The 20,901-nt window shown below is 49.6% G+C and carries 23 protein-coding genes; 6 read left to right on the top strand and 17 right to left on the bottom strand.

Translation table 11 applies throughout. The features are described 5' to 3' along the window. Nucleotides 1-348: 348 nt before the first annotated feature. The 3 genes from AC3DOM_RS04725 to panB are packed head-to-tail and all read right to left on the bottom strand — an operon-like array spanning nucleotide 349 to nucleotide 3,138. Nucleotides 349-1,239: a zinc ribbon domain-containing protein gene (locus AC3DOM_RS04725; RefSeq protein WP_487917874.1), complete on the bottom strand. Its 891-nt coding sequence runs from the start codon at nucleotides 1,237-1,239 to the stop codon at nucleotides 349-351. Between the two features lie 48 nt (nucleotides 1,240-1,287). Further along, nucleotides 1,288-2,199: a ketopantoate reductase family protein gene (locus AC3DOM_RS04730; RefSeq protein WP_487917875.1), complete on the bottom strand. Its 912-nt coding sequence runs from the start codon at nucleotides 2,197-2,199 to the stop codon at nucleotides 1,288-1,290. Between the two features lie 42 nt (nucleotides 2,200-2,241). Next, nucleotides 2,242-3,138, bottom strand: coding sequence for a 3-methyl-2-oxobutanoate hydroxymethyltransferase (panB, locus tag AC3DOM_RS04735; protein WP_487917876.1), 897 nt, complete (start codon nucleotides 3,136-3,138; stop codon nucleotides 2,242-2,244). Between the two features lie 226 nt (nucleotides 3,139-3,364). Here panB and AC3DOM_RS04740 point away from each other — a divergent pair, with 226 nt between their 5' ends. Then, the gene (locus AC3DOM_RS04740) at nucleotides 3,365-3,589 is read left to right on the top strand and encodes a YtxH domain-containing protein (RefSeq protein WP_487917877.1); all 225 of its coding nucleotides are present in this window, start codon (nucleotides 3,365-3,367) and stop codon (nucleotides 3,587-3,589) included. A 6-nt stretch (nucleotides 3,590-3,595) separates the two neighbouring features. Here the strand turns inward: AC3DOM_RS04740 and AC3DOM_RS04745 are convergent, their stop codons facing one another. Continuing rightward, a complete protein-coding gene (locus tag AC3DOM_RS04745; RefSeq protein ID WP_487917878.1) occupies nucleotides 3,596-4,897 on the bottom strand; it encodes a glycosyltransferase family 4 protein in 1,302 nt (433 codons plus the stop codon). A gap of 105 nt (nucleotides 4,898-5,002) precedes the next feature. Between AC3DOM_RS04745 and AC3DOM_RS04750 the strand changes: the two genes are divergently transcribed. From AC3DOM_RS04750 to AC3DOM_RS04770, 5 genes are all read left to right on the top strand, one after another. Further along, nucleotides 5,003-5,659: a hypothetical protein gene (locus AC3DOM_RS04750; protein WP_487917879.1), complete on the top strand. Its 657-nt coding sequence runs from the start codon at nucleotides 5,003-5,005 to the stop codon at nucleotides 5,657-5,659. A gap of 125 nt (nucleotides 5,660-5,784) precedes the next feature. Then, nucleotides 5,785-7,101, top strand: a complete 1,317-nt coding sequence (locus AC3DOM_RS04755; RefSeq protein ID WP_487917880.1) for a UDP-glucose dehydrogenase family protein — start codon at nucleotides 5,785-5,787, stop codon at nucleotides 7,099-7,101. Nucleotides 7,102-7,140: 39 nt separating this feature from the next. Beyond that, nucleotides 7,141-7,557: a four helix bundle protein gene (locus AC3DOM_RS04760; protein ID WP_487917881.1), complete on the top strand. Its 417-nt coding sequence runs from the start codon at nucleotides 7,141-7,143 to the stop codon at nucleotides 7,555-7,557. 27 nt (nucleotides 7,558-7,584) lie between these two features. Beyond that, on the top strand, nucleotides 7,585-8,475 hold the full coding sequence (locus AC3DOM_RS04765; RefSeq protein WP_487917882.1) for a methyltransferase domain-containing protein: 891 nt from the start codon (nucleotides 7,585-7,587) through the stop codon (nucleotides 8,473-8,475). Between the two features lie 323 nt (nucleotides 8,476-8,798). Next, entirely contained in the window at nucleotides 8,799-9,539 is a 741-nt protein-coding gene (locus AC3DOM_RS04770) for a PIG-L deacetylase family protein (protein WP_487917883.1), read from the top strand. Nucleotides 9,540-9,548: 9 nt separating this feature from the next. On the opposite strand, the gene AC3DOM_RS04775 is transcribed toward AC3DOM_RS04770, so the two are convergent. The 13 genes from AC3DOM_RS04775 to AC3DOM_RS04835 form a co-directional block, all read right to left on the bottom strand. Continuing rightward, the gene (locus AC3DOM_RS04775; protein WP_487917884.1) at nucleotides 9,549-10,757 is read right to left on the bottom strand and encodes a TIGR03862 family flavoprotein; all 1,209 of its coding nucleotides are present in this window, start codon (nucleotides 10,755-10,757) and stop codon (nucleotides 9,549-9,551) included. After that, a complete protein-coding gene (locus AC3DOM_RS04780; protein ID WP_487917885.1) occupies nucleotides 10,757-12,148 on the bottom strand; it encodes a M20/M25/M40 family metallo-hydrolase in 1,392 nt (463 codons plus the stop codon). The genes AC3DOM_RS04775 and AC3DOM_RS04780 overlap by 1 nt, the downstream gene beginning before the upstream one ends. Nucleotides 12,149-12,234: 86 nt before the next feature. Beyond that, entirely contained in the window at nucleotides 12,235-12,372 is a 138-nt protein-coding gene (locus AC3DOM_RS04785; protein ID WP_487917886.1) for a hypothetical protein, read from the bottom strand. Continuing rightward, the gene (locus AC3DOM_RS04790; protein ID WP_487917887.1) at nucleotides 12,369-13,007 is read right to left on the bottom strand and encodes a histidine phosphatase family protein; all 639 of its coding nucleotides are present in this window, start codon (nucleotides 13,005-13,007) and stop codon (nucleotides 12,369-12,371) included. The genes AC3DOM_RS04785 and AC3DOM_RS04790 overlap by 4 nt, the downstream gene beginning before the upstream one ends. Nucleotides 13,008-13,152: 145 nt before the next feature. Next, nucleotides 13,153-13,308 carry a hypothetical protein gene (locus AC3DOM_RS04795; RefSeq protein WP_487917888.1) on the bottom strand — a complete coding sequence of 52 codons (156 nt, stop codon included), beginning with the start codon at nucleotides 13,306-13,308 and terminating at the stop codon, nucleotides 13,153-13,155. Between the two features lie 101 nt (nucleotides 13,309-13,409). Next, nucleotides 13,410-14,108 (bottom strand): cytochrome c biogenesis protein, encoded by a 699-nt coding sequence (locus AC3DOM_RS04800; RefSeq protein WP_487917889.1) that lies wholly within the window; start codon nucleotides 14,106-14,108, stop codon nucleotides 13,410-13,412. Nucleotides 14,109-14,126: 18 nt separating this feature from the next. Further along, nucleotides 14,127-14,873, bottom strand: coding sequence for a heme exporter protein CcmB (locus tag AC3DOM_RS04805; RefSeq protein ID WP_487917890.1), 747 nt, complete (start codon nucleotides 14,871-14,873; stop codon nucleotides 14,127-14,129). Further along, nucleotides 14,870-15,580, bottom strand: a complete 711-nt coding sequence (gene ccmA, locus AC3DOM_RS04810; protein WP_487917891.1) for a heme ABC exporter ATP-binding protein CcmA — start codon at nucleotides 15,578-15,580, stop codon at nucleotides 14,870-14,872. The genes AC3DOM_RS04805 and ccmA overlap by 4 nt, the downstream gene beginning before the upstream one ends. 6 nt (nucleotides 15,581-15,586) lie before the next feature. After that, nucleotides 15,587-17,506 carry a c-type cytochrome gene (locus AC3DOM_RS04815; RefSeq protein WP_487917892.1) on the bottom strand — a complete coding sequence of 640 codons (1,920 nt, stop codon included), beginning with the start codon at nucleotides 17,504-17,506 and terminating at the stop codon, nucleotides 15,587-15,589. Nucleotides 17,507-17,551: 45 nt separating this feature from the next. Further along, entirely contained in the window at nucleotides 17,552-18,064 is a 513-nt protein-coding gene (locus AC3DOM_RS04820; protein ID WP_487917893.1) for a zinc ribbon domain-containing protein, read from the bottom strand. Nucleotides 18,065-18,115: 51 nt separating this feature from the next. After that, the gene (locus AC3DOM_RS04825; RefSeq protein ID WP_487917894.1) at nucleotides 18,116-18,706 is read right to left on the bottom strand and encodes a TlpA family protein disulfide reductase; all 591 of its coding nucleotides are present in this window, start codon (nucleotides 18,704-18,706) and stop codon (nucleotides 18,116-18,118) included. Between the two features lie 85 nt (nucleotides 18,707-18,791). Continuing rightward, nucleotides 18,792-19,295 (bottom strand): cytochrome c-type biogenesis protein, encoded by a 504-nt coding sequence (locus tag AC3DOM_RS04830; RefSeq protein ID WP_487917895.1) that lies wholly within the window; start codon nucleotides 19,293-19,295, stop codon nucleotides 18,792-18,794. A 218-nt stretch (nucleotides 19,296-19,513) separates the two neighbouring features. Then, nucleotides 19,514-20,901: heme lyase CcmF/NrfE family subunit (locus AC3DOM_RS04835; protein WP_487917896.1), on the bottom strand; the 1,388-nt coding region annotated here is incomplete at its 5' end.

The raw sequence follows: 20,901 nt of genomic DNA on the forward strand, positions 1-20,901 counted from the left end.
CAGATGAACATAGATAAAAAGGATTGGAAAGGCGTTTCCTCGAGGCATTCATCCAAAAAATCAGCATTTATCTGTGATTACGTGTGCCCGAAAGGGTATCTGTCGTGAGTAGGTAGGTTTAGAAAATTTTCAGACAGATTCTGAGGAGATTGTAACAGCTTCCCTTTACGGGAACCTTACTTTATGGATTGCTTTGATTGTTATTCTTGTTATCGTTGTTGTCGCCTATTTCTTAATGCGCGGTAAAAAAGAATAATAAGCTCCTGATAAATAAGAATTGAAAAAGCGGATGCGATCGCATCCGCTTTTTTTGTCAATTAATTCTTCCTATAAAAACAAGGGTTTGTATTATGCTCTGGTTCTTGCTCCACAGGAACGGCAGAATTTGTCACCAGAACGAGCGCGGGTGCCGCATTCGTGACAATAGATATTTCCACCTGCTGAGGCGGTGCTTGGTGAGTGGCGTTTCCGACTTTTCTTGGACATATTATCGCTGCGTCCAGCCATGAAAAAATACATTAATCCGCCGGCAATTAATAAAACACCTGCCCCAACCAAAATAGTAGGCAGGGAATCGCTCAGAGAAAGGCCATCATTACTACTATCCAGGCCCCCGCCAACCTCAACAGGCAGCGCAGAGACGGTTAGATCATCATTGGCTTTGTCGTAGGAAATCGAAAGCGTGAAATCTTCTCCACCAGCAACGCTGCCCGGAATCAGATCATGGTAAATACTGCCATCTGCCACCGGTGTGACAGTTGGAAATGTTGGTGAGAGACTCAAATTGGTTGAGTTCGGTGGTTGTTGGAATTGTAAAAACATCTCTTGCACATGGTAATCGCTTTGCCATAAATATGAGAAATTGCGTGAGGCACCGTTTTTATCCAGTGGCAGATAATATTCCACCCTATAGTTGGCGAGATCGTCAATCAACATGGTGATAGTGATCCAATCGCCATTTGCTACCGGTGCATCGTAGGGTACATTTACCATTGAATTTTCAATAGTTTTTGCGACAGCATTCAAATTGGCGTTAGCCGGGATCTGAATTTGAAATTCGGCTGGCAGCGTGCTGTCTTCCGTTAATGAAAAACTATGCATCACCAACATGTCGGGGTGATCATACTCAGGCCATAGCTGGACTCTAAGTTCTTTGATCGTGATCCCGCTTTGAGCTTCAACCAAAGTAGGGAAGAGAAACAAGCCAACCAATAACAAGAAAATAAACCATTTGCGCATGGGAAAAACTCTCCTAATTACAGTAATTTTTTCTGAATCTTACCATGATTACCCACCTTCTGTGCGTGCTCGCACAAGTTGCCAAAACAATTGATTAAGGGGAGTTGGGATAGAATATTTCTTTCCTATGCGCGTGACTGCACCGCAAATTGCATCAATCTCTGTTGGTGCCCCCCGTCGCAAGTCTTGCAGCATTGAAGAGATATTACTGGATGTTCGCTCAGCCACATCTTCTGCTGCGGCGACAGGATTGTCAAATGAAAGCGGGATATTTTGCACCTCTGCGACAGATGCTGCCTCATCTGCCAAATCCCCCATCAAAGCCCTTGCGGTCGGGCGGAGGAGTAATTCTCCATTGGGAATATTCAACAATGCGGTCAGCGGATTGATCGCCGCATTGATCACCAATTTGCTCCAAATTAGCGACTCTGCACTCGGGACGACCGCGAGATTGAAGCCTGCCTCCGTCAAAATAGCAGATAGAGGCCCCAAACGCGGATGCGTCTCGATTGAGATTTTCCCTTCGCCACCTGCGCGGGCAACACCTGGTGCCAGCAACGATGCACCTGTGGTCGTCACCCCCTGTGCGACGCGCTCTCTACCTAATGTTTTGGAAAGGATTTCCCCATTCCCCAAACCATTTTGTAGAGTGACAGCCAAAGCATCAGGGGAAAGACATTTCCCAAGCTGGCTTGCAGTGCGCTCTGTTTGCCAGGACTTGACCAGGACCAGTGCAAAATCAGCCCCCTCACAATCTGCGGCATCACTCACTACCCGCACGGGATAGGATTTCTCACTTCCATCAATACCCACGAGCGTTGCCCCCTTTTCTTTGAGAGCAGATAATCCCTCCAGCCAGGATCCAAGCATGGTGATATCTACGCCTATGGCCGAAAGTTTGGCCGCGAAAAGCGTTGCCAGAGCGCCTGTGCCAACGATGAGTATTTTGTTATTTTTCATATTAATACTCGAAGTGAGGCGGAACCCGTTCCTAGCTATAAATTATTGTTCACTGTTTACTGAAGACAGAAAGGCTTCCCACTCAGAATCATTCATCGTTACGCTATGTTCTTCTGCTGGAAAAGTATGGCTTTCTACCTCGTCTATATATTCACTAAAAGCGCGATCCAGCTCGCCATATAAATCGGCATATTTCTTGACGAAGCGCGGTGTGAATCTGTCAAAGAGACCCAGCAGATCATGGGTAACGAGTACCTGACCATCACAGCCCACTCCTGCGCCAATGCCGATGGTCGGGATAACAAGTTCCTGGGAGATATACTCCGCTAATTTTGCCGGAACCGACTCAAGGACCAGGCTAAAGCATCCAGCCTCTTGCAGCTGATATGCCTCGTCGAGTAGATTTTTGGCAGCGGAAGCAGATTTACCCTGCGCACGAAATCCGCCAAGTTGGTGCACGGACTGGGGCGTTAACCCGAGATGTCCCATTACAGGGATTCCCGCGCCAACGATAGATCGAATTGCATCCAAACGATCACGGGCCCCCTCCAGTTTTACAGCATCCATCCCACCCTCCTGCAGAAATCGTCCCGCATTGCGGACAGCTTCCTGCGTGGAAACCTGGTAAGACATGAAGGGCATATCGCCGATCAGCAGCGCGGATTTTGCGCCGCGTGCGACCGCCTTGCAATGGTGGAGCATGTCCTCCATCGTGACGGGGAGCGTGTTTTCATAACCCAGCACCACCATCCCGAGAGAGTCGCCGACCAAGATCGAATCGACACCGGCTCTATCCATCGACAGGGCAGTGGGATAGTCGTAGGCCGTTAACATGCTGATCGGCTGACGATCTTTCTTCTTTTGGTGAAATGTACGCGTGGTGACTTTTAACTGCTGCGAGCGAAGCAATGACGCTTGCAGGGTTGAGATTGTGGACATGGTACCCTCCTTTGACAGGTAGAGTCCGTTGGCTTTGCCCCCTGAGCCTGGATATCTTGAATAAATTTTCATCGTCGCGTTCACGAGGATACGCGCGGTCTGGCTATTATTCCACAAAATTCAGCTAATGCAAAGGTTGAGTTCTTTTAATGACAGGATCACCCTACCTTTCCCAATGGAACCCGTTATAATAGGGAGGTTGATTGACTTTTAGATGGAGAATCCCATGCGAAAAATGTTTGGTTTTATGATCGGTATTATTGTTGGCAGTTTGGTCGGTTCTACAATTGCCTTACTGCTCGCCCCCGAATCTGGTGAAAAATTGCGCGGCGAGTTACGTGAGCGCGGAGTGGCTTTTCAGGCTGAAATCCGAAATGCTGCAGACTCGCGTCGGATTGAGTTGAGGGAGCGTTTGGACGAGCTGCGCACACCCCCACCTCCCGCAGCATAGTTTTTTTTACGTTTTACGAAGCATTTTTTTTGTAAACTTTACCGCCTGTGCCATGCTGTGCCCATACTCCGCGCGGGTGGCGATGATCTTTTGATTTTCCACGATGGCTTGCACCCGCAGGCCATCGTCATTTAAAGCGCGGATGATCGCATCTGCCAATTCTCTCTCATTGGAAGGATCAACAAGCAACCCGTTGACGTTGGGCTTGATCCACTCCCGAATGGATTCCAGATCACCTGCGATGGGGAAGCAGCCACAGGCCATTCCTTCAAGGAGAGAATTCGGCGTCCCGTCGTGCGTGCTGGGAGAAACCAAAACCTGCGCGCGCCGGAAAGTATCTGCAAGTTGCTCCCGCGCAAGGGGCGGGGTCAATTCAACCGATTTTGAGATTCCCAGCTCCTGGATCCAAGCCTCGGCCTGACTTTCTCCCGCCATCGTTGGGCAGATAAATTTCACCTCGGGAAGTTTTTCCAGGACCAATGGAATTGCCTTGAAGAATGTATCGTTGCGGACGTAGCCCCGAAAGCCCCGAGGGTTGATGACGAGTGTCTCACCGGTCTCTGAGCGGAGCCCTAATGGTTGTATAGGCGCAGTCGAAGAGCGCTTCTTGGAGATGTCGTCCTGCGACTGCGCTCCGCTCCGCTCAGGAACTGATTTCTTCTCGATAGGCGGATAAAAGATGTTCTGGTCAATCCCGCCGCCGCCGGGCAAAACAATGCTGGGGCGAGACGCGTCAAATCCCCACTTTTCTGCCAGATGGATATCACGCTGACAATCGGCATGGAGCGCGTCGGCGGCTTGTAATGCCTTGCGGGTATAAAGTCGCATAAGCGGGGAGGAGGGGGCATGGAGGGTGAAATCGTTCCCCCAGATGGAGATCAGCAGAGGCGGGAATTTCTGAGCGCTGAGATTTTTGGCAGTTGCGGCGAGTTTGGCAGTTCCGGCGAGCATCCCCTCGTAGGGAACACGCATGGCATGGACAATATCGGGCTGAATTTCAGCAATGATTTTATTGAGCAGCTTGGCGGATCTGGGCAAGGTTAGCGGTCCCAACCAATGGCGGATGGCAGTGCGTAATTTTATCGTTGCAGCGCCCCAGAGCAGGGATTTCTTTTGACGGGATCCTGCCGCAGGGGCGGATTTTGCCCGACTAAAGGCAACCGGCAGAAAGTCCACGCGTGCGAGCGGCAGATCCGGGTCGCAGGGAAATGTTGAGGCGAGAAAAACATCATGGTTTTGCTCTGCCCAGTATTTGATCCAGTTGAGGGCGATTGGGGAGCGTCCATCGGCAACGAAGAGTATTTTCATGGTGCGTAGAATATACCAATAAATAATCTCCCTGCCAAGTTGCAGTAAGAGGCAAGGCATAGTATATTTACGTGGTCTTTTTAGATAAAAATTTGGAGTTTTCTGATGAGCGAGCCTTCAACAACAGATAAGAAAAAAACAGCAGGGCTTCAGCTTTCCACCGAAGTCATTGTTGCCATAATAAGTGTGCTGGGAGTGATCATTGTAGCTGTTTTTGGTTATTTACAATCACGCTTGCCCTATGAATACTCATGGAAAGGGACACAGACCGCGGAAGCAAGACTGACGCAAATTGCATTATCATTCACCCCCACTTTTACCAAAAGTCCGCCAACAAAAACGCCACCTGGTCCTGATACAAATACCCCGACCAAAACCCCAACACGGACTCCTTCACTCGCACCGCCAATTCCTGGTCGTCCTGAAGGTTTGCGCTATTGCATCAATGCTTTTCTTGTAAATGTGCGCATAGGACCAAGTACACAATATGGTGCAATTGGAAATCTGGGAGATGAAGATTGTTTGTTCTTTGATGCCAGCAACGTGGAGGGTACCTGGTTGCGGATTGCTGCCAATCAGCCCGAAGAGTATCAGGACCTGGAATTGGGTTGGGTGTATATTGAATTGCTGGGCTTATTAGGGAACTCACGTTTACCTGTGATTACATTAACGCCAACGCCAACGTATACACCTTCACAGACATTAACCCCCTCGTTGACGCCGACACCGACCCTAACAATTACTCCCACAGCAGAGGGTTAATTTGCTTGGGTAATAACTGTAAATTCTGCCTGCAGAGATGACAATATACATTATCGCCTCCTCGACTTATCTGGTATATTAAGGGCCGTTACTTCGTGTAAATAAATACTTTCTGTGAGGAAAATATGAAACAAATATGTGTTGTTGGCGTTGGTTATGTGGGCATTGTTTCTGGAGCCTGCTTTGCTGATCTGGGAAACCGTGTAATTGCGCTGGATATTGATGAAAAGCGTGTCGCAAATCTCAATAAAGGGATTATGCCGATCTATGAACCAGGGCTTGACGAATTGGTTGAGCGAAATGTGAAGGCAGGCCGTCTTTCCTTCACCACCTCTTATAAAGAAGCCCTCGATGGGACAGAGTTTGCTTTTATCGCTGTAGGAACGCCCTCTGGTGTTGAGGGTGATGCAGATTTACAATATGTTGCTGCTGCCGCTCGTTCCATTGCCGAAAATATGACCGAGCCGCTGATCCTGATCAATAAATCCACGGTGCCAGTTGGAACTGGTGACTGGGTTGCTGATATCGTTAAAGAAGCACAACCAAAACCGATTGATTTTTCAGTGGTCTCCTGCCCTGAATTTCTGCGTGAGGGCTCAGCGATTGGCGACTTCATGAACCCGCATCGCACAGTTTTGGGTTCGCAGGACATGGAAGCGGCCGAGAAAGTTGCTCACCTTCACCTCCCCTTACGTGCGCCGATTGTGATCACAAACCTCCGTACGGCTGAGATGATCAAATACGCATCCAACGCATTCCTGGCGACCAAAATCTCCTTCATCAATGAGGTTGCCGATATTTGTGAAGTCCTCGGGGCTGATGTAAAAGAGGTTTCCGTTGGTATGGGATACGATAAGCGTATCGGTCCGATGTTCCTCGATGCCGGTCTTGGTTGGGGTGGTTCCTGTTTCCCGAAAGATGTCAGAGCGCTGGCCTTTATGGCTGAGGAAAAAGGTCTCGATCCGAAAATTTTGAACGAGACGATGATAGTGAATTACCGCCGCCGGGAGTTGGTTGTTGAACATCTTACCGAGATGTTGGATGGGAGCATAAAAGAAAAAACGATCGGATTGCTGGGGTTGGCCTTCAAACCGAATACCGACGATATGCGGGATGCCCCATCGACGGATATTGCCAAAGCCCTCAACGCCGCCGGCGCGACCGTGCGTGGATACGATCCCGTTTCAATGGATGTTGCCCGAGGTCTGCTTCCGGCCGTAAAAATGTTTGACGATCCCTACTCAATGGCCGAAGGTTGCGATGCTCTGATCGTCGTCACAGAGTGGAATGAATTTAAACAACTCAGTCTGAAAAAGGTCAAAGGCCTGATGAAGACCCCCGTCATCTTTGACGCAAGAAATATTTACGACCCAGCAGAAGCCCGTGAACTTGGATTTAACTATCGTGGAATGGGGCGTGGCTTCAACGGTAACGGAAGCTAGAGCAGTAATCAGGAAGCAGTGGTCAGTTGGAGCGTGAAGATGAGTTACGCATCAAGATTTCAGGATTTGATTGTTTATCAAAAAGCGAGTGTACTCTGGCAATTGATTTTTGAAACGACAAAATCTTTTCCACGAGAAGAAATTTTCTCTTTGACAGATCAAATACGTCGCTCATCTCGCTCCGTTGGTGCACAAATTGCAGAGGCTTGGGGAAAACGCCGTTATGAGAAACATTTTATTAGCAAACTAACCGATGCTGATGGAGAGCAACTGGAAACCCAGCATTGGATTGGTGTAGCAAAGGATAGTGGATATATTTCTCAAGAGAAAGCCGAAATACTCTTGGGGAAATCTGCTGAAGTTGGTCGACTACTTGGCGGTATGATGAGAAAATCTTCATTGTTTTGTAACCCTTCGAAAGTTAGTGAAATACAAGCAGACTACTTTGCAGACTGACCACTGAATACTGAATACTGAATGCTGATGACAACCCCTCCAGTTTGTGACTACGAAGGCTCTGATTACCAAAGCTCCTTTTGGGATCAGGGCGGTCGTGTCTATGAAGACCTTGCAGAAGCGATTGCGCTAAAACGGCTCTTGCCCAAAAGCGGTAAACTCCTCCTTGAGGTTGGCGCCGGTGCGGGACGTAATACCCCACGTTATCAAGGTTTTCAACGCATCGTATTGCTCGACTACTCGCGCACCCAACTCGAGCAAGCCCAGGAACGGCTTGGAGAAAGTGACCGTTATATCTTCGTTGCCGCAGATGCCTACAAGCTTCCTTTTGTGGATGGTCTCTTTGATGGCGCAACCATGATCCGTACCCTGCATCATATGAAGGATGCCCCCGCTGTACTCCGAGAGGTACGCCGTGTTCTACAGCCCTCTGCCAGATTTATCCTTGAATATGCCAACAAGCTCAATCTAAAATCCATTTTGCGATATATGCTACGCCGTCAGGATTGGAGCCCCTTTACGCCTGAGCCAGTCGAATTTGCAGCCCTCAATTTTGACTTTCATCCCGAAACTGTACGTCGTTGGCTCAAAGAAGAGGGGTTTGCACTTGAACGACAACTGACCGTGTCGCATTTCAGAATTGGAATCCTAAAGAAAATCTTTCCCGCGAATTTCTTGGCCTGGCTAGGTTCTTTTGCCCAGCTGACTGGTAATTGGTGGCAGTTGACACCCTCTGTTTTTACGCTTAGTGAAGCAGTAGGAGAAACAGCCATAGCGCCAGAAAGCGCATTTTTCCAATGTCCTCAATGTGATCAGGCACCGCTCGAAGAGAGGCCTGAGATGCTGATTTGTTCGAGCTGCGATAGCAAATATGCCATCCGGAACGGGATTTACGATTTTAGAGAACCACTCACCTGAGAAAACTATACTGCTGAGACTTGATACACTCGAATTTTAAGTCTTCTTGAATACAAGGTGTTTTTTTTTCGCCATTCCCCCTGTGGTCCCCCCTTCCAAATCCTGGAAGGGGGGACTGTTTTAGCTGGGGTTGTGGAACGGCAAGCCCGTTCCACAACCCCAAAGTTGCTTTCCTCACCCGCTAAAAAAACCTGGGTCAACCATTTTGTGAGTCTGGCGGGGGAGGGCAGGGTGGGGGCAAAATGTACCATGTTTAATAATCAAAAATCTATTCCAAAAATTAGATTCGGAATGTGTCATGATTTTTGTGGTACAACATCCCCATGCGCTGGATATATCTTTCTCCCCATCTGGACGATGCCATTCTCGCCTGTGGTGGCTTGATCTATCAACAATCTCAAGCTGGGGATACTGTTGAAATCTGGAACTTGATGAGCGGGATGCCATCTGCAAATGCAGCCCTCTCCGATTTAGCCCTCTCGGTACAAGCGGACTGGGGAACTGATACCGCCAAAGAGACCTTAATCATGCGCTTATCAGAAGACCGTTTAGCTGCGCAGCGTGCAGGAGCAATGCCTCGTTATTTCGATTTTCTGGACTGCATATACCGTCATGATGCTGATGGAGAACCTCTTTACACTGAGGACCTCTTTGCAGGAGAATTTCCTGCCCCACCTCACCCCGCTGACGATGCCTTAATTAAAAGAATTGCCCTCGATTTGCAGGAGAATCTTCTCAAGGGCGATGTCCTCGTCTGCCCATTGACTATTGGCAAACACCCCGATCATCTTATCGTTCGTCAGGCTGCCGAAAGGACAGGACATCCATTAATGTATTATGCCGATATCCCCTATGCGCTGGAGCATCCTGAACAGCACGCTGAGATGACGGAAAATTTATCCGCAAGAGAATATCCCATTCCAGAAGGTGAAATGCAGATCTGGCAGGAGGCTGTCGCCGCTTACGAATCTCAAAATGTAGTCTTATTTGGGGGTGATGAACAGATGAAAGATGCGATCAGACAATATTGGTCGGCTACGCAAGGCATCCAACTTTATCACTGAATTTTCCCACTACTCTGAAAGCCAATCCAGCGCGCCCTGACCTGCGGCGTGCCCGCTTGCAAAACAGGCTGTTAACAAATACCCCCCGGTCGGCGCTTCCCAATCCAGCATCTCCCCGGCGCAAAATATCCCTGGCAGCGTGCGGATCATCAAGTTTTCAGTGAGGGCTTCAAAGGCAACGCCGCCCGCGCTGCTGATCGCTTCCTCGATTGGACGTGCTGAAACCAGGGGAAGGGGCAAAGCTTTGATCTTTGTGGCCAGCTTTTTGGGATCGAGGAAATCCTTCTTTTGTAGATACTCCCAGAGCAGGCCAGTTTTCACCCCGGTAAGATTTATTGTTCTTTTCAGATGACTGGAGACGGATCGTGAGCCGCGCGGTTGGGATAATTTCTCAATCAGAAGCGCTTCTGTCCAATCGGGCATCAGGTCGAGTTCTATGGTTGCACTACCGGCCCGCTCGATTTCATCTCTTATTTTCGCGGAGAAAGCATAGATCAAGCTGCCTTCAATGCCGTTATTCGTGATAATAAATTCCCCTTGCTTTCTTTCATCCTTAAAACTGATTGCCACTGGCTTTATGGGCTCCCCTTCAAATTTATCCCGAAAAAGATCGGTCCAGTTGAGGTCAAACCCGCAATTGGAGGGTTTCAAAGGGGCAATTTCAACCCCACGTTCTATCAAAAGTGGAATCCAGCTTCCATCACTGCCCAATTCCGGTCGGCTGCCACCACCCAATGCAAGGATGGTCGCATCCGCTTCTACGATTTTCTCTCCATCGGGTGTCTCAAAGTGAAGGGAGTTATCTTCGCCCCAACCGATCCACTTGTGTCGTATAAAAATTTGCAGACCGCTGTCTTTTAGTTGATCCAGCCAGGCATTCAGAAGGGGAGTGGTTTTCATTCCTTTGGGGAAAACACGCCCTGATGATCCGATGAAGGTTTCTACGCCGAGTTTATCTACCCATGCGCAGAGTTCTTTTGGGCCGAAGACATCCAGCAAAGGCTCGATTTGTGGGCGACGTGAACCATATCGAGAGAGAAAATCTTCGTATGGCTCCGAATGGGTCAGGTTTAGACCACCCTTCCCCGCGACGAGGAATTTCCGTCCCGGGGAAGGCATGGCTTCATAGAGCGAAACTTTTACACCGCTATTTTGCAAGACCTCTGCGGCCATCAATCCAGCAGGGCCACCTCCGATGATGGCAACTTGAAGAGACATTATGCAATTTCTTTGTAAAAAGCTTTCACCCTTTTGAGATAAGCCTGAATCTCGGTGCGGTCCGGCTGATTCAAAAGCTTGTCAACAGATTCTGCATCCCGCGGGGAAGCAGGCCAATTTTCCTCGAGCGCAACGCGGAGCGCCATCCGGGCCGCCATGGAGGCCGCATCCTGCAAACCCTGCAAGGTGACCTTATCCACCGTGTCGTATTGTGTGTGACCATACCCGCGTCCGCCACGGGTTATTTGGACGGCTTCGATGCCTGCGGTGATTACGCCCTTGAGCAGGAAGGGGTAATGGTCGGAAGCCGAATGGAAGGCCTGCCCAATCGCAAAATCAAGCGCCATTTCTTTTCGATAGCCTTCGACAGTATCCTGCAAGGAGGGCCACTCATGAAGATTGATATCCTTGGAGGGGCTTCCACCTGCGCCATCCATATTGAGATAGAAACGAATATTCTCTAGTTCGTCGGCATGAGCACGCGCATATTCATAGGAACCAAGCAGGCCGATTTCTTCGACGCCCCACATCACAAAGCGGATCGTGCGCGGTAGTTTTCCGGCATATTTTGCCAAAACCCGGGCAGCTTCCATTACAGCAACCACACCGGATGCCGGATCGCTGGCTCCTTGAGATATATCATGCCCATCGTAATGACTGCCGAGCATAATGATCTCCTCCGGTTTCACTGTGCCGGGCAATTCGCCGACCACGTTCCAGGAAGTCATCTTGGAAAGTTTGTCAGTGCTGGTTAACCTGATTTTGACGGTTCCCTTGCGTTTCGCGAGCCGCTGGATAAAGGCACCGTCCTCCCTGGTGATCGAAATGCCAGGAATTGGCCCTGCCGAGTCATAATCGCCGATCCCACCCGTTGCCGGACCGTAGCCAGGATAATGGTTGACAAAAATAAAACCGATCGCACCCGCCATCAGACTGCGCCCATATTTTTCCTGGCGATGGACCCAGCGCTTGACCTTCTTCGGGAAAATTTCACTATTGGTCATCAATATCTTGCCCTTGATCTTGTCGCCAAGGGTATCAAAATCATTTGGCGCACCCGGGCCTATATCGAAGATTTCAGCCTCCATAGTAACAGGTGGCGAATGTGGCAGCGTGATACAGGGAATCTCTTTTTGGATCGGACTGATGATCTCAAGTTTAACTTCGCCGCGTTCCCAGCCAAGATATTCGAAAGGCTCCAGATGGGCATTGCTCAGGCCATATTCTTTATATTTGGCTTTGATGAAATCAGCGGCCAAACGCTCGCCTTTTGTGCCACCAAAGCGGGAGCCGAAATCATCGCAGAGCACCGAGAGATTTTCCATCGACTCGCCGCTGGTGTAGATATCGCCGACGATCTTCTGGTCAAGAGAGAGATGTGGGTTGGTCATATTTTTTCCTTTTATGATTAGGCAGTGCCTCGCACCGTACTGTGTGGGGTGCTCCCATCGGTTTGGTGCGAGGCACTACTTGGATTTTATTCGACGCCAATGGCGACCAGCGCCGTTGCGCCATGAAACCCGACCTCGCGGACGCACTCACGAATGGCTTGCCCTCGTTTTTTCAGCGTTTCAGAGGCGGAAATGGGGGAGAAGATGGCTTTGAAGGTTGTCAAGGATTTCTCTTTTTCAGGTCGCCAATTAGTTCATATTTATCATCATCCTGCTTTTCCATGACAATAATTTGACAATTCTTTGGGTTGCGGATATTTTCGAATTCTTCCACTGTCCAGTGATACCAGCGCATGAGGAAAAGACGTAAGGTCATGCCGTGAGTAACGATGAGCGCATTTTCGGGGAAGTCCGGTTTTCGAAAATCACGATGGAGCGTTTCCAGAAAGGTACTGACCCGATCAAAAACATCTGCGCCAGATTCTCCATCAGGAATTCGGAAGTAAAATGTACTGTATTCATTACGCTCGATTTTTATGTCTTCATTTTCTTCCAGTGGTCTGAGATGCCCCCATTCCTGTTCGCGGATGCGAGGGTCTTCGGATGCGCTGGTAATATTTTCTTCGATATTTTCCCTGAGATATTTAAGAGTCTGTCGTGTTCGATAAAAGGGAGAGATATATACGCCAACCGTTTCAGCACCAATGATATTTTTTATTTCAGCGCCTGCTTTCCTGGCCTGATCTATCCCTTTTTCTGTTAAATTCAGAGAGAAATCGGGAATTTTGCCATATTGTTCCCGATCAACATTTCCTTCTGATTCTCCGTGTCTGATTAAAATAATTCTATTTGGTTTCATACCTGGCCTGAATATTGAGATACTTTTTTTGTTTTACCTCTTTCTCCAAAGTATAGCACTGTTGGGAATCAAAAAAGCCTGCAAAGGCAGGCTTTTTCCAAGATGACAGTCACTTCAAAAGTAACTGTCATCAAAGAATGTAGATTTATTTGTCTTCCAATTCTTCCAGTGTTTCAAGATCGCGGAGCAGGTTGCGCCAGCGAGTGTAGAGGCTGAAAAGGTAAATAATGGTCACGCCGAAGAAAATTGAATATCCGGCGATCATATAACTGGACGTATCGATGGTATTTTGAAATAACATTTTTGGCTCCTATTTATTCACCACAAAGGCTCAAAGAACACACGTGTGCCTGCGCACAGTGCAGGCAAAGATATTCCTCGTGACCTTTGTGTTAAGGTTTTTTAGTCCATTACCTTTAATTTCAATTGCTCCACCTTTTGCTGTAAATGTCCGAGGCGGATGCGGTTCCAGAAGAGATCGATAAAGATGATGGTGAAGGCGAAAAGCGCGAAGAAGAAGGCGATTTTCATATCGCCGGTCATGGCAAAGCCACCTTCGGCAGCTGAACTTTCATTGCCGATCACGACCGGGTGAATGGTGCGGAAGAGGCGGATGGAAAGAAAGGTGATCGGAACACTGATCGCACCAACCAGGGTGTAGACCGCGCCAAAACGTGCCCGGCGGTCAGGATCTTCGATGCCCTGGCGCAGCATCAGGTAGGCGAGGTAGATCAGCTCAACGATGGAGGCGGAGGTCAGACGCGGGTCCCATGTCCACCAGGTATTCCAGATCGGGCGTGCCCAGATCGAACCAAGGATAATGGTAATAAAGAAGAAGACCAGGCTGATCTCAACTGCTGCCTGCTCCACCAGATCCCATTTCAGGTCCTGGGTGCGCAGGTAGATGATGCCGGTCACGCCCGCGGCGACAAATCCCAGTAAACCGACCCAGGCCGTTGCGACGTGGAAGTAGAAGACACGTTGGACATCTCCCATTACCCGCTCGGTTGGCGCAAAAACCAATGCCAGGTAAGTGGCGACGGCCAACAGGATGAGAGAGGCAATATCGAGTGCTTTGAGTGCAGAAGGTTTTGTTTTCATAAAATATTCTCCAATAAATTATTCTTCAACGACGTAGTCAAAAACCATAAAGGCGACTGCAATGAAAATCACATCGTAAACAATTAATAGGTTGAGCCAGGGCAAAATCTGGTCGAAGGGCATATTTTGTAAATAGGCTCCGCTGGCCCTGATGGCTGCGATCACAACGGGTAAAATGATTGGGAAAAGCAGGATTGGGAGCATCACATCCCTTGTGCGGGTTTGGACGCTCATTGCCGAGAGCAAGGTGCCAACAGCAGTATAACCGATAGATCCGAGCAGAATGATCAGAAGCAAACCTGGTTGAAAAAGATTGGTATTGTATAGAAGGCTATAAACAGGTAATACAATGATTTCAACAATCAACATAAAGGCCAGATTGCTGATCGCCTTCCCAAAATAGATCGCGCTCCGATCGACGGGTGCGAGCAGCAGCCCATCCAGGCAGCCGCGATCTTTTTCGATGGCCATTGAGCGATTGAGACCCAAAGTTCCAGCAAAGACAAAGGTCACCCAGAGAACACCGGAGGTAACTGAGTCGCGTGTTTTCACATCCAGTTCAAGGGCGAAGTTGAAGATAAAGATGACCAAAAGGGCGAAGACCAGCATCGCGGAAAGCAATTCTTTTGAGCGCAGTTCTGCGGCCAGATCTTTCCAGGCGACAGCGCCGATGGCACGCAGGTAGTTGCCAGAGGGGGTTTTACCCTCACCCTCCGCCCTCTCCCTGAGGGAGAGGGGACTTCTATCTTCTATTATCTTTTTCAATTCTGCCTCCCCTCTTCCAGCACACCTTTGTAGAAACTCAGTAAATTCCCTGAACCAAAATCCTTATGTGTGGCTGAGGCTGCGATCTTGCCGCGTGAGAGCACATCAAAGCGGGTGGCAAGATCCTCGGTGCGGGCCAGATCATGAGAGGTCATTACCACGGTCCGACCACGGGCAGCGACGGTGCGGAGTACCTCATCGAGCATGGCAGAGGCATCCTGATCTAGACCGGTATAAGGCTCGTCGAAGAGTATCACGTCCGGGTTGTGGAGAACAGCACGCCCAATGGCAAGCCGTTGTTGCATCCCGCGGGAATATGTCCGGACGAGGTCGTTCCGTCGATTTGTTAACCCGACCAACTCGATAACCTCATCGATTCGGTCATTAAGATTGGGAAGATTGTACATCCGTCCATAGAAGGTCATATTTTCGGCAGCCGTCAGATCGACATAGAGCAGGGGTTGATGGGAAACCACTCCCAGCCGTCGACGTACATCTGCGGCCTGCCTGGGGAGTTGATACCCGGCAACGCTCACCAGTCCCATGGAGGGACGCGCCAACGAGGCCAGGATGCGCAGAAAAGTGGTTTTCCCCGCGCCATTCGGCCCGATCAAGGCAACGAATTCTCCCGATTCAACGGAGAAATCCATGCCGCGCAAGACTGTTTTTAGACCAAAACGTTTGACGAGTTTGCGAACTTTTATCATAAGTGTTTAAATTAATTCTTTCAACTGCGTTTTTAAATCAGCGCGGCGTTTATTGAAGACTTCTTCGCTGATATCACCAGCGCGAAATGCGTCGTCAAGGGCGATGATGGCATCCATGATCTTTTCAGCATCATCAAATTCGACCTCATCATCGTCATCGTATAAATCGTCGTCTTCCTTGCTGCGTCTAAAGTACCACAGACCCGCGCCGATCAAGACGACGCCAAAGGAAATGGCACCAAAAATGATATTTTTCTGTGAATCAGCTTCGCTGACAGGAGTATTGGAGGCAAGTTTACCCGAAATATTCATCGTCAGCATTGCACCAATCGGTAGGGGTTGGCTTGCGTAAACATCGTACACCAAGCCTTGGGCGTCGCGTTGGCCGCTGTTTTGGAGCATATCGCTTTTGAGCTTGATCCCTTGCGGAACCATGGCAATGGCCGAACTGATGGGGTGATTGATCGCCTGTGTGAAGTCCATCTTTTTGCCGTATGGCAGTTCGAAGAAAACGATGATCTGGTGCTGTCCCATGCCTGGTGCAACGGCAGCGGTATCGCCAAAGCCATGCTCTGTTTTGGTATAGCGTTCGCCAAAAGCCCCGTCTTCAAATTGAATATTTTCGGCATCTTCGGGCAGGACGAACTCAAGCACAGCCTGTCCCTCTTCTTCGGGAGCGATGGCATAATCGGTTGGGTTTGTCACCACGAAAACTTCTATAACCTGTACGATCTCGAAGCTGGGGTCAGGAAATTCAAAGAAGATATGCAAACGATCCACGCTCAGCACAGAGGCATCAGTTTTGGTTGGATAATAAGTGATGGGCAGGTCGAGTGTGTTGATCCCCTCAGTCACAAACCCTGGCTCAGAGCCATAAGAGAGCTCGCCTTCATAGACAACTGTCACAAAAGCGCGTTGATCGGGCATTTCGATATTTTCAAAAATAAAGGTTCCATCTGCAGCGATGGGTGCTTCTACCAGGAGCGCTTCATTAAAGCTCCCAGTCGCCACATCATGATCGTAGCCCTGCAATTCGACGATTAAACCTGAGGGCAGCTCACCACCCGAGCCATTTGTAACCGTGCCGGTAATGGTCCCAAAACCTTCCAGGATGGGGGGTGCCGTTGGCTCTGCCGCGACTGCCTCTGTTGGGGTTTGCTCATCCCCATCGGGTGTGGATTCGGCGAGGGGTGTTTCTGCTGTATCTACAGCCGAGGCTTCGGTAGCCACCGGTTCATCCGCGGTCGCTTCTTCAAGGGCGAAGTCAAAAGTAAAGGAACGGATATAACTCGTCAGCGCGGAAATTTCCGCATCGCTGAATTTCTCACCATAAGGGGGCATGTCGCTATCTGTTCCAGCAATGATAGTTTCTGCCTGCAAGGCTGCCGAGCGAGTAGACATGAAGTCCTGGTCTGTAAAATCGATCGTAGATGTAGCCCCTGTTCCATCTTCGCCATGACATTCAGCACACTCAGCCTGATACAGGTTTTCGCCGCGAGCAATCTCCTCTGAGGAGGTACTCAAACTAAAGGCATAGGCAACCACATCCCAGCGTTCTGCATCAGAGAGACTGGTGAAGGGCGGCATGAATGATTCAAGATTTCCTTTTGTGACAGCAATGTACCAATCAACCGGGGAAGCTTCTGCAGCGATATCGGCTGAACCGAGCGCAGTGGCGGGATTGGGAAGTTGTGCGCTTTGAACACCATCGCCCAGCCCCGTCTCGCCGTGGCAGGGAGCACATTTTTCAGCGAAAATAGGTGCGCCGTTTGCGGCGTTGGGAGTTTTTTCAGGCCAGGCCGGTGCCATTGTTGGACGAGGCGTTGGGGCAACGTAATTCGGCGGTGGCGTAATATCCTCAGCCAACGAAACACAGGATGAAAGTAGCACTGATAAAGTGAATAAAATGATGAAACGAGATTTCATACGAGATCCTTTTGCCAGGGTGAGTTTACCCCCATCATTACGGATTTACGATTTAGCTTTTCCGCAGTTTGTACAGAATTTGTCATTGCCCAGGATGGGATGTCCGCAGTTCGGGCAAAATCCTCCTGATTTTTCTTTGCGCTTGCTCCGTCGTGCTGCAATGAGTGATTCAAGTTCATCATCTGTGCCATCCGCACCAGGAGCATCAGTTGCATCTGCACGGTGGGCAGCGATGACGGCCTCAAGGCGATCTTCTGCTGTCGTTGTCGGAGCCCCGCCAGCCTGATAAGCATCCAGACGACGGAGGGCGTCCACGCCTTTATTAAGCAATTCCTCGCGCTGGACAGGATATTCCCCGGCTGGGATCTTGCCCAGGGTATGATCAAAATCCAATTCCTTGAGCGCGCTAATATAACGATCACGTTCAGCGAGAAGGGAAGATAGTTCCAGTTCTTCGGCAGAGACGATTTGATTGCGTCGTTCCAAAAAGGGCTGTGCCAGATACATGCCAACCAAAGTTATCAAAGCGAGAAGTAAGAAAATAGCGCCAATATCCATAGTTTTTCTTTCTTGTTATGTAGACCTAAGAGAGTATTTGGGTAAAATATTTTATTCAGCCAGGAGCGATTCGATCTGAGCCATGATCTGCCCGGTAGAGCTGAATGGGCCAAGTTGAACATGCTTAACAACGCCATTTCGATCAAGAAAATAGGTTTCAGGGACACCCTGAATGCGAAAGGCCTGTGAAATTTTGGTGCCCATATCGGGGCCGTTGGGGTAGGTAATATCAAATTCCTTGAGGTAGCTGAGCGCTTCAGGCTCCGTATCGACATAATCAATACCGAGGAATACCACCTCGCCACCGGGCTGATAATAGCGCCAGGCCTCTTCAAGTTCACGCGCCTCATCTTTGCAGGTTACACACCAGGACGCCCAGAAATTGAGCACCACGATCTTGCCGCGCAAAGATTCCAGCGCGATCTCTGATTGGCCTTCATACCCGTAGCCATCGAAGAGCGGCATAGTGAAGCTAAATCCTTCAGTTTTACTACCCTCAGGCACATGCCCTTGTTGAGCGCGTTGCAGGCCCATAAAGACAACCACCAGCAGGGCAACCAAAGCTGTCCAGATGGTGATCTGGGCCCAAAGCGGTACCCCTCGATTTGGGGCTGTGTTTTCAGGAATATTTTCTTCAGTCATATTATTCTCCATTTTGCCCCCCTCTAACTCCCCCCGTTTCACAGGAGGAGAACCAGTCCATCTCTTGCTTGCGGGGGAGGGATTTTTAGTCTTGTTTACGCATTTCTTCTTCCAGGCGAGCAATATAATCATCATCGGAATCACCCGAATCGTCCGTGAACCCTGAGCTTGCCCCCATTTCAGGAGCATCGTCCCCGTCGATTTTCCATTCCCGCAACGCGCGGAAGAGGATCACTGCGCCAAAAAGTATGATCATGGGCGGTACGAAATAGACCAGCAAGCTGAAGCCCTCGCGTTTCGGTTCTGAAAGCACGCGTTCGCCGTAATTATCGACAAAATACTGCTTGATCTCAGGTTCTGTCCAGCCTTCTGATATCTTCAACCGGATCAGCTCACGCCATTGTTTGCAGGCTTGGGTCTCACAAACATCGAGGGGCGTATTCTCACAGACCGGGCAGAAAAGTTGTTTGGCAATGGCGTTAACCTGGTCATCGCTGACATCATCCACACCATCCTGGGCGGCAACCGTACTCACAGAGAGCAGAGCGAGCAGAATAACGATCAGCATCAGAGGGTAGATTTTTTTCATAATTATTCCTTTTTGAGAAGCACCCAGTCTCTGAGCGGAGACGAAGCGTGGCGTTTGCATAACTCATCCTTCACCCATTCGGGTACAGGCGACTGCGCTCCCGTTTGGTCGCTCCGCTCAGGAACTGTAATCCCTTTTATGGGGAAATGCTTATAGACACAGCAACTTTCCTAAACAGTAGCAAGCCCTTCCACAGGTGCGACGCACTTTTTTATCTATTAATCCTCTTTTTCGGGCCAGGCTGCAATTAAAATACCAATGATGAAAACATAACTGCCAATCCAGACCCATTTTACGAGTGGGTTGTGATAAACCTTGAATGGAGTGCTTTCAGGGGTGATTCCTTCCCAGTTGATCAGAACCACGTAAATATCATCAACAAGGGTGCTGCGAACGCCGGGGATGGTCATCGGTTGCCCATCCGGGTAAATATCGAAGCGTGGAGCGATATTCCCAATGTCCTCGCCATCCTTGCTTACGCTAATTTCTGCACGGGTGATCCAACGACCATCTTTGTGGCGGAACTGATCCAATTGATCGTAATGCAGGTCATAACCGGCCAGTGAGATTGTATCGTTAACAGCAATGTGTTTTTGAGTTTCGGTTTGAAAGAGTTCGATACCGATAATACCGATCGCCATTAAAACCATGCTGATATGGATGATATAGCCACCATAGCGACGGCGGTTACGCTTGATCAGTTGCCACAGGGCGGTGATGAAATTCTCGTCTGATTTACGGCTGCGGGCACGCGCCCCTCGCCAAAATTCGTAGAGGGTCACAGTGATGACCAGTGCTACCAGGGTGAAGCCGCCCAGGGCAATCCAATTGTGGATACCGCTGAGATAAGCATAAATGGGGGCGAGCAGGGCAAAGAGGGCTGGTTTCCAAATGGCACGCCCGAGTGTTTTAATGGTGGAGTGACCCCAGGCAGAGAGGGGGGCAACACCCATCAACAGGATCAGGCCACCCCAGATCGGGCCGGTGGCACGCTCATAGAAGGGAGGTCCAACGGTCACTTTTGAGCCGGTGAATAGCTCGGAAAGCAGGGGGAAGATTACCCCCCAGAAGCTGACGACCAAAATGCTCAGGAAGAAAAGGTTATTCAACAGGAAGAGCGCCTCACGGGAGAGCATCGAATTCATTTCGGTTTCAGATTTCAAATCTGCCCAGCGATAGATCAATAAGCCAATCGAGGTGATGAAGGTGAACCCGATAAAGACAAAGAACATCGGACCGATTGCACTTTGCGCGAAAGCGTGGACCGATGATAAGACACCTGAACGGGTCAGGAATGTACCAAAGAGAACAAGATCAAAGGTCAGAATGATCAGGATCATATTCCAATGCTTCAACATCCCGCGTTTTTCCTGGATCATGACCGAGTGCAGGAAAGCGGTACCTGTCAGCCAGGGCATTAGCGCGGCGATTTCGACCGGATCCCAGCCCCAATAGCCTCCCCAGCCAAGCACATCGTAAGCCCAGCGCATCCCTAGAACCAGCCCCAATGAAAGGAAGAGCCAGGCCCAAAGTGTCCAGCGACGGGTGATGCGGAGCCAACGATCATCGGTGCGGCCTGTAATAAGGGCTGCGATCGCAAAGGCAA

It is taken from the genome of Candidatus Desulfolinea nitratireducens, assembly GCF_982879505.1.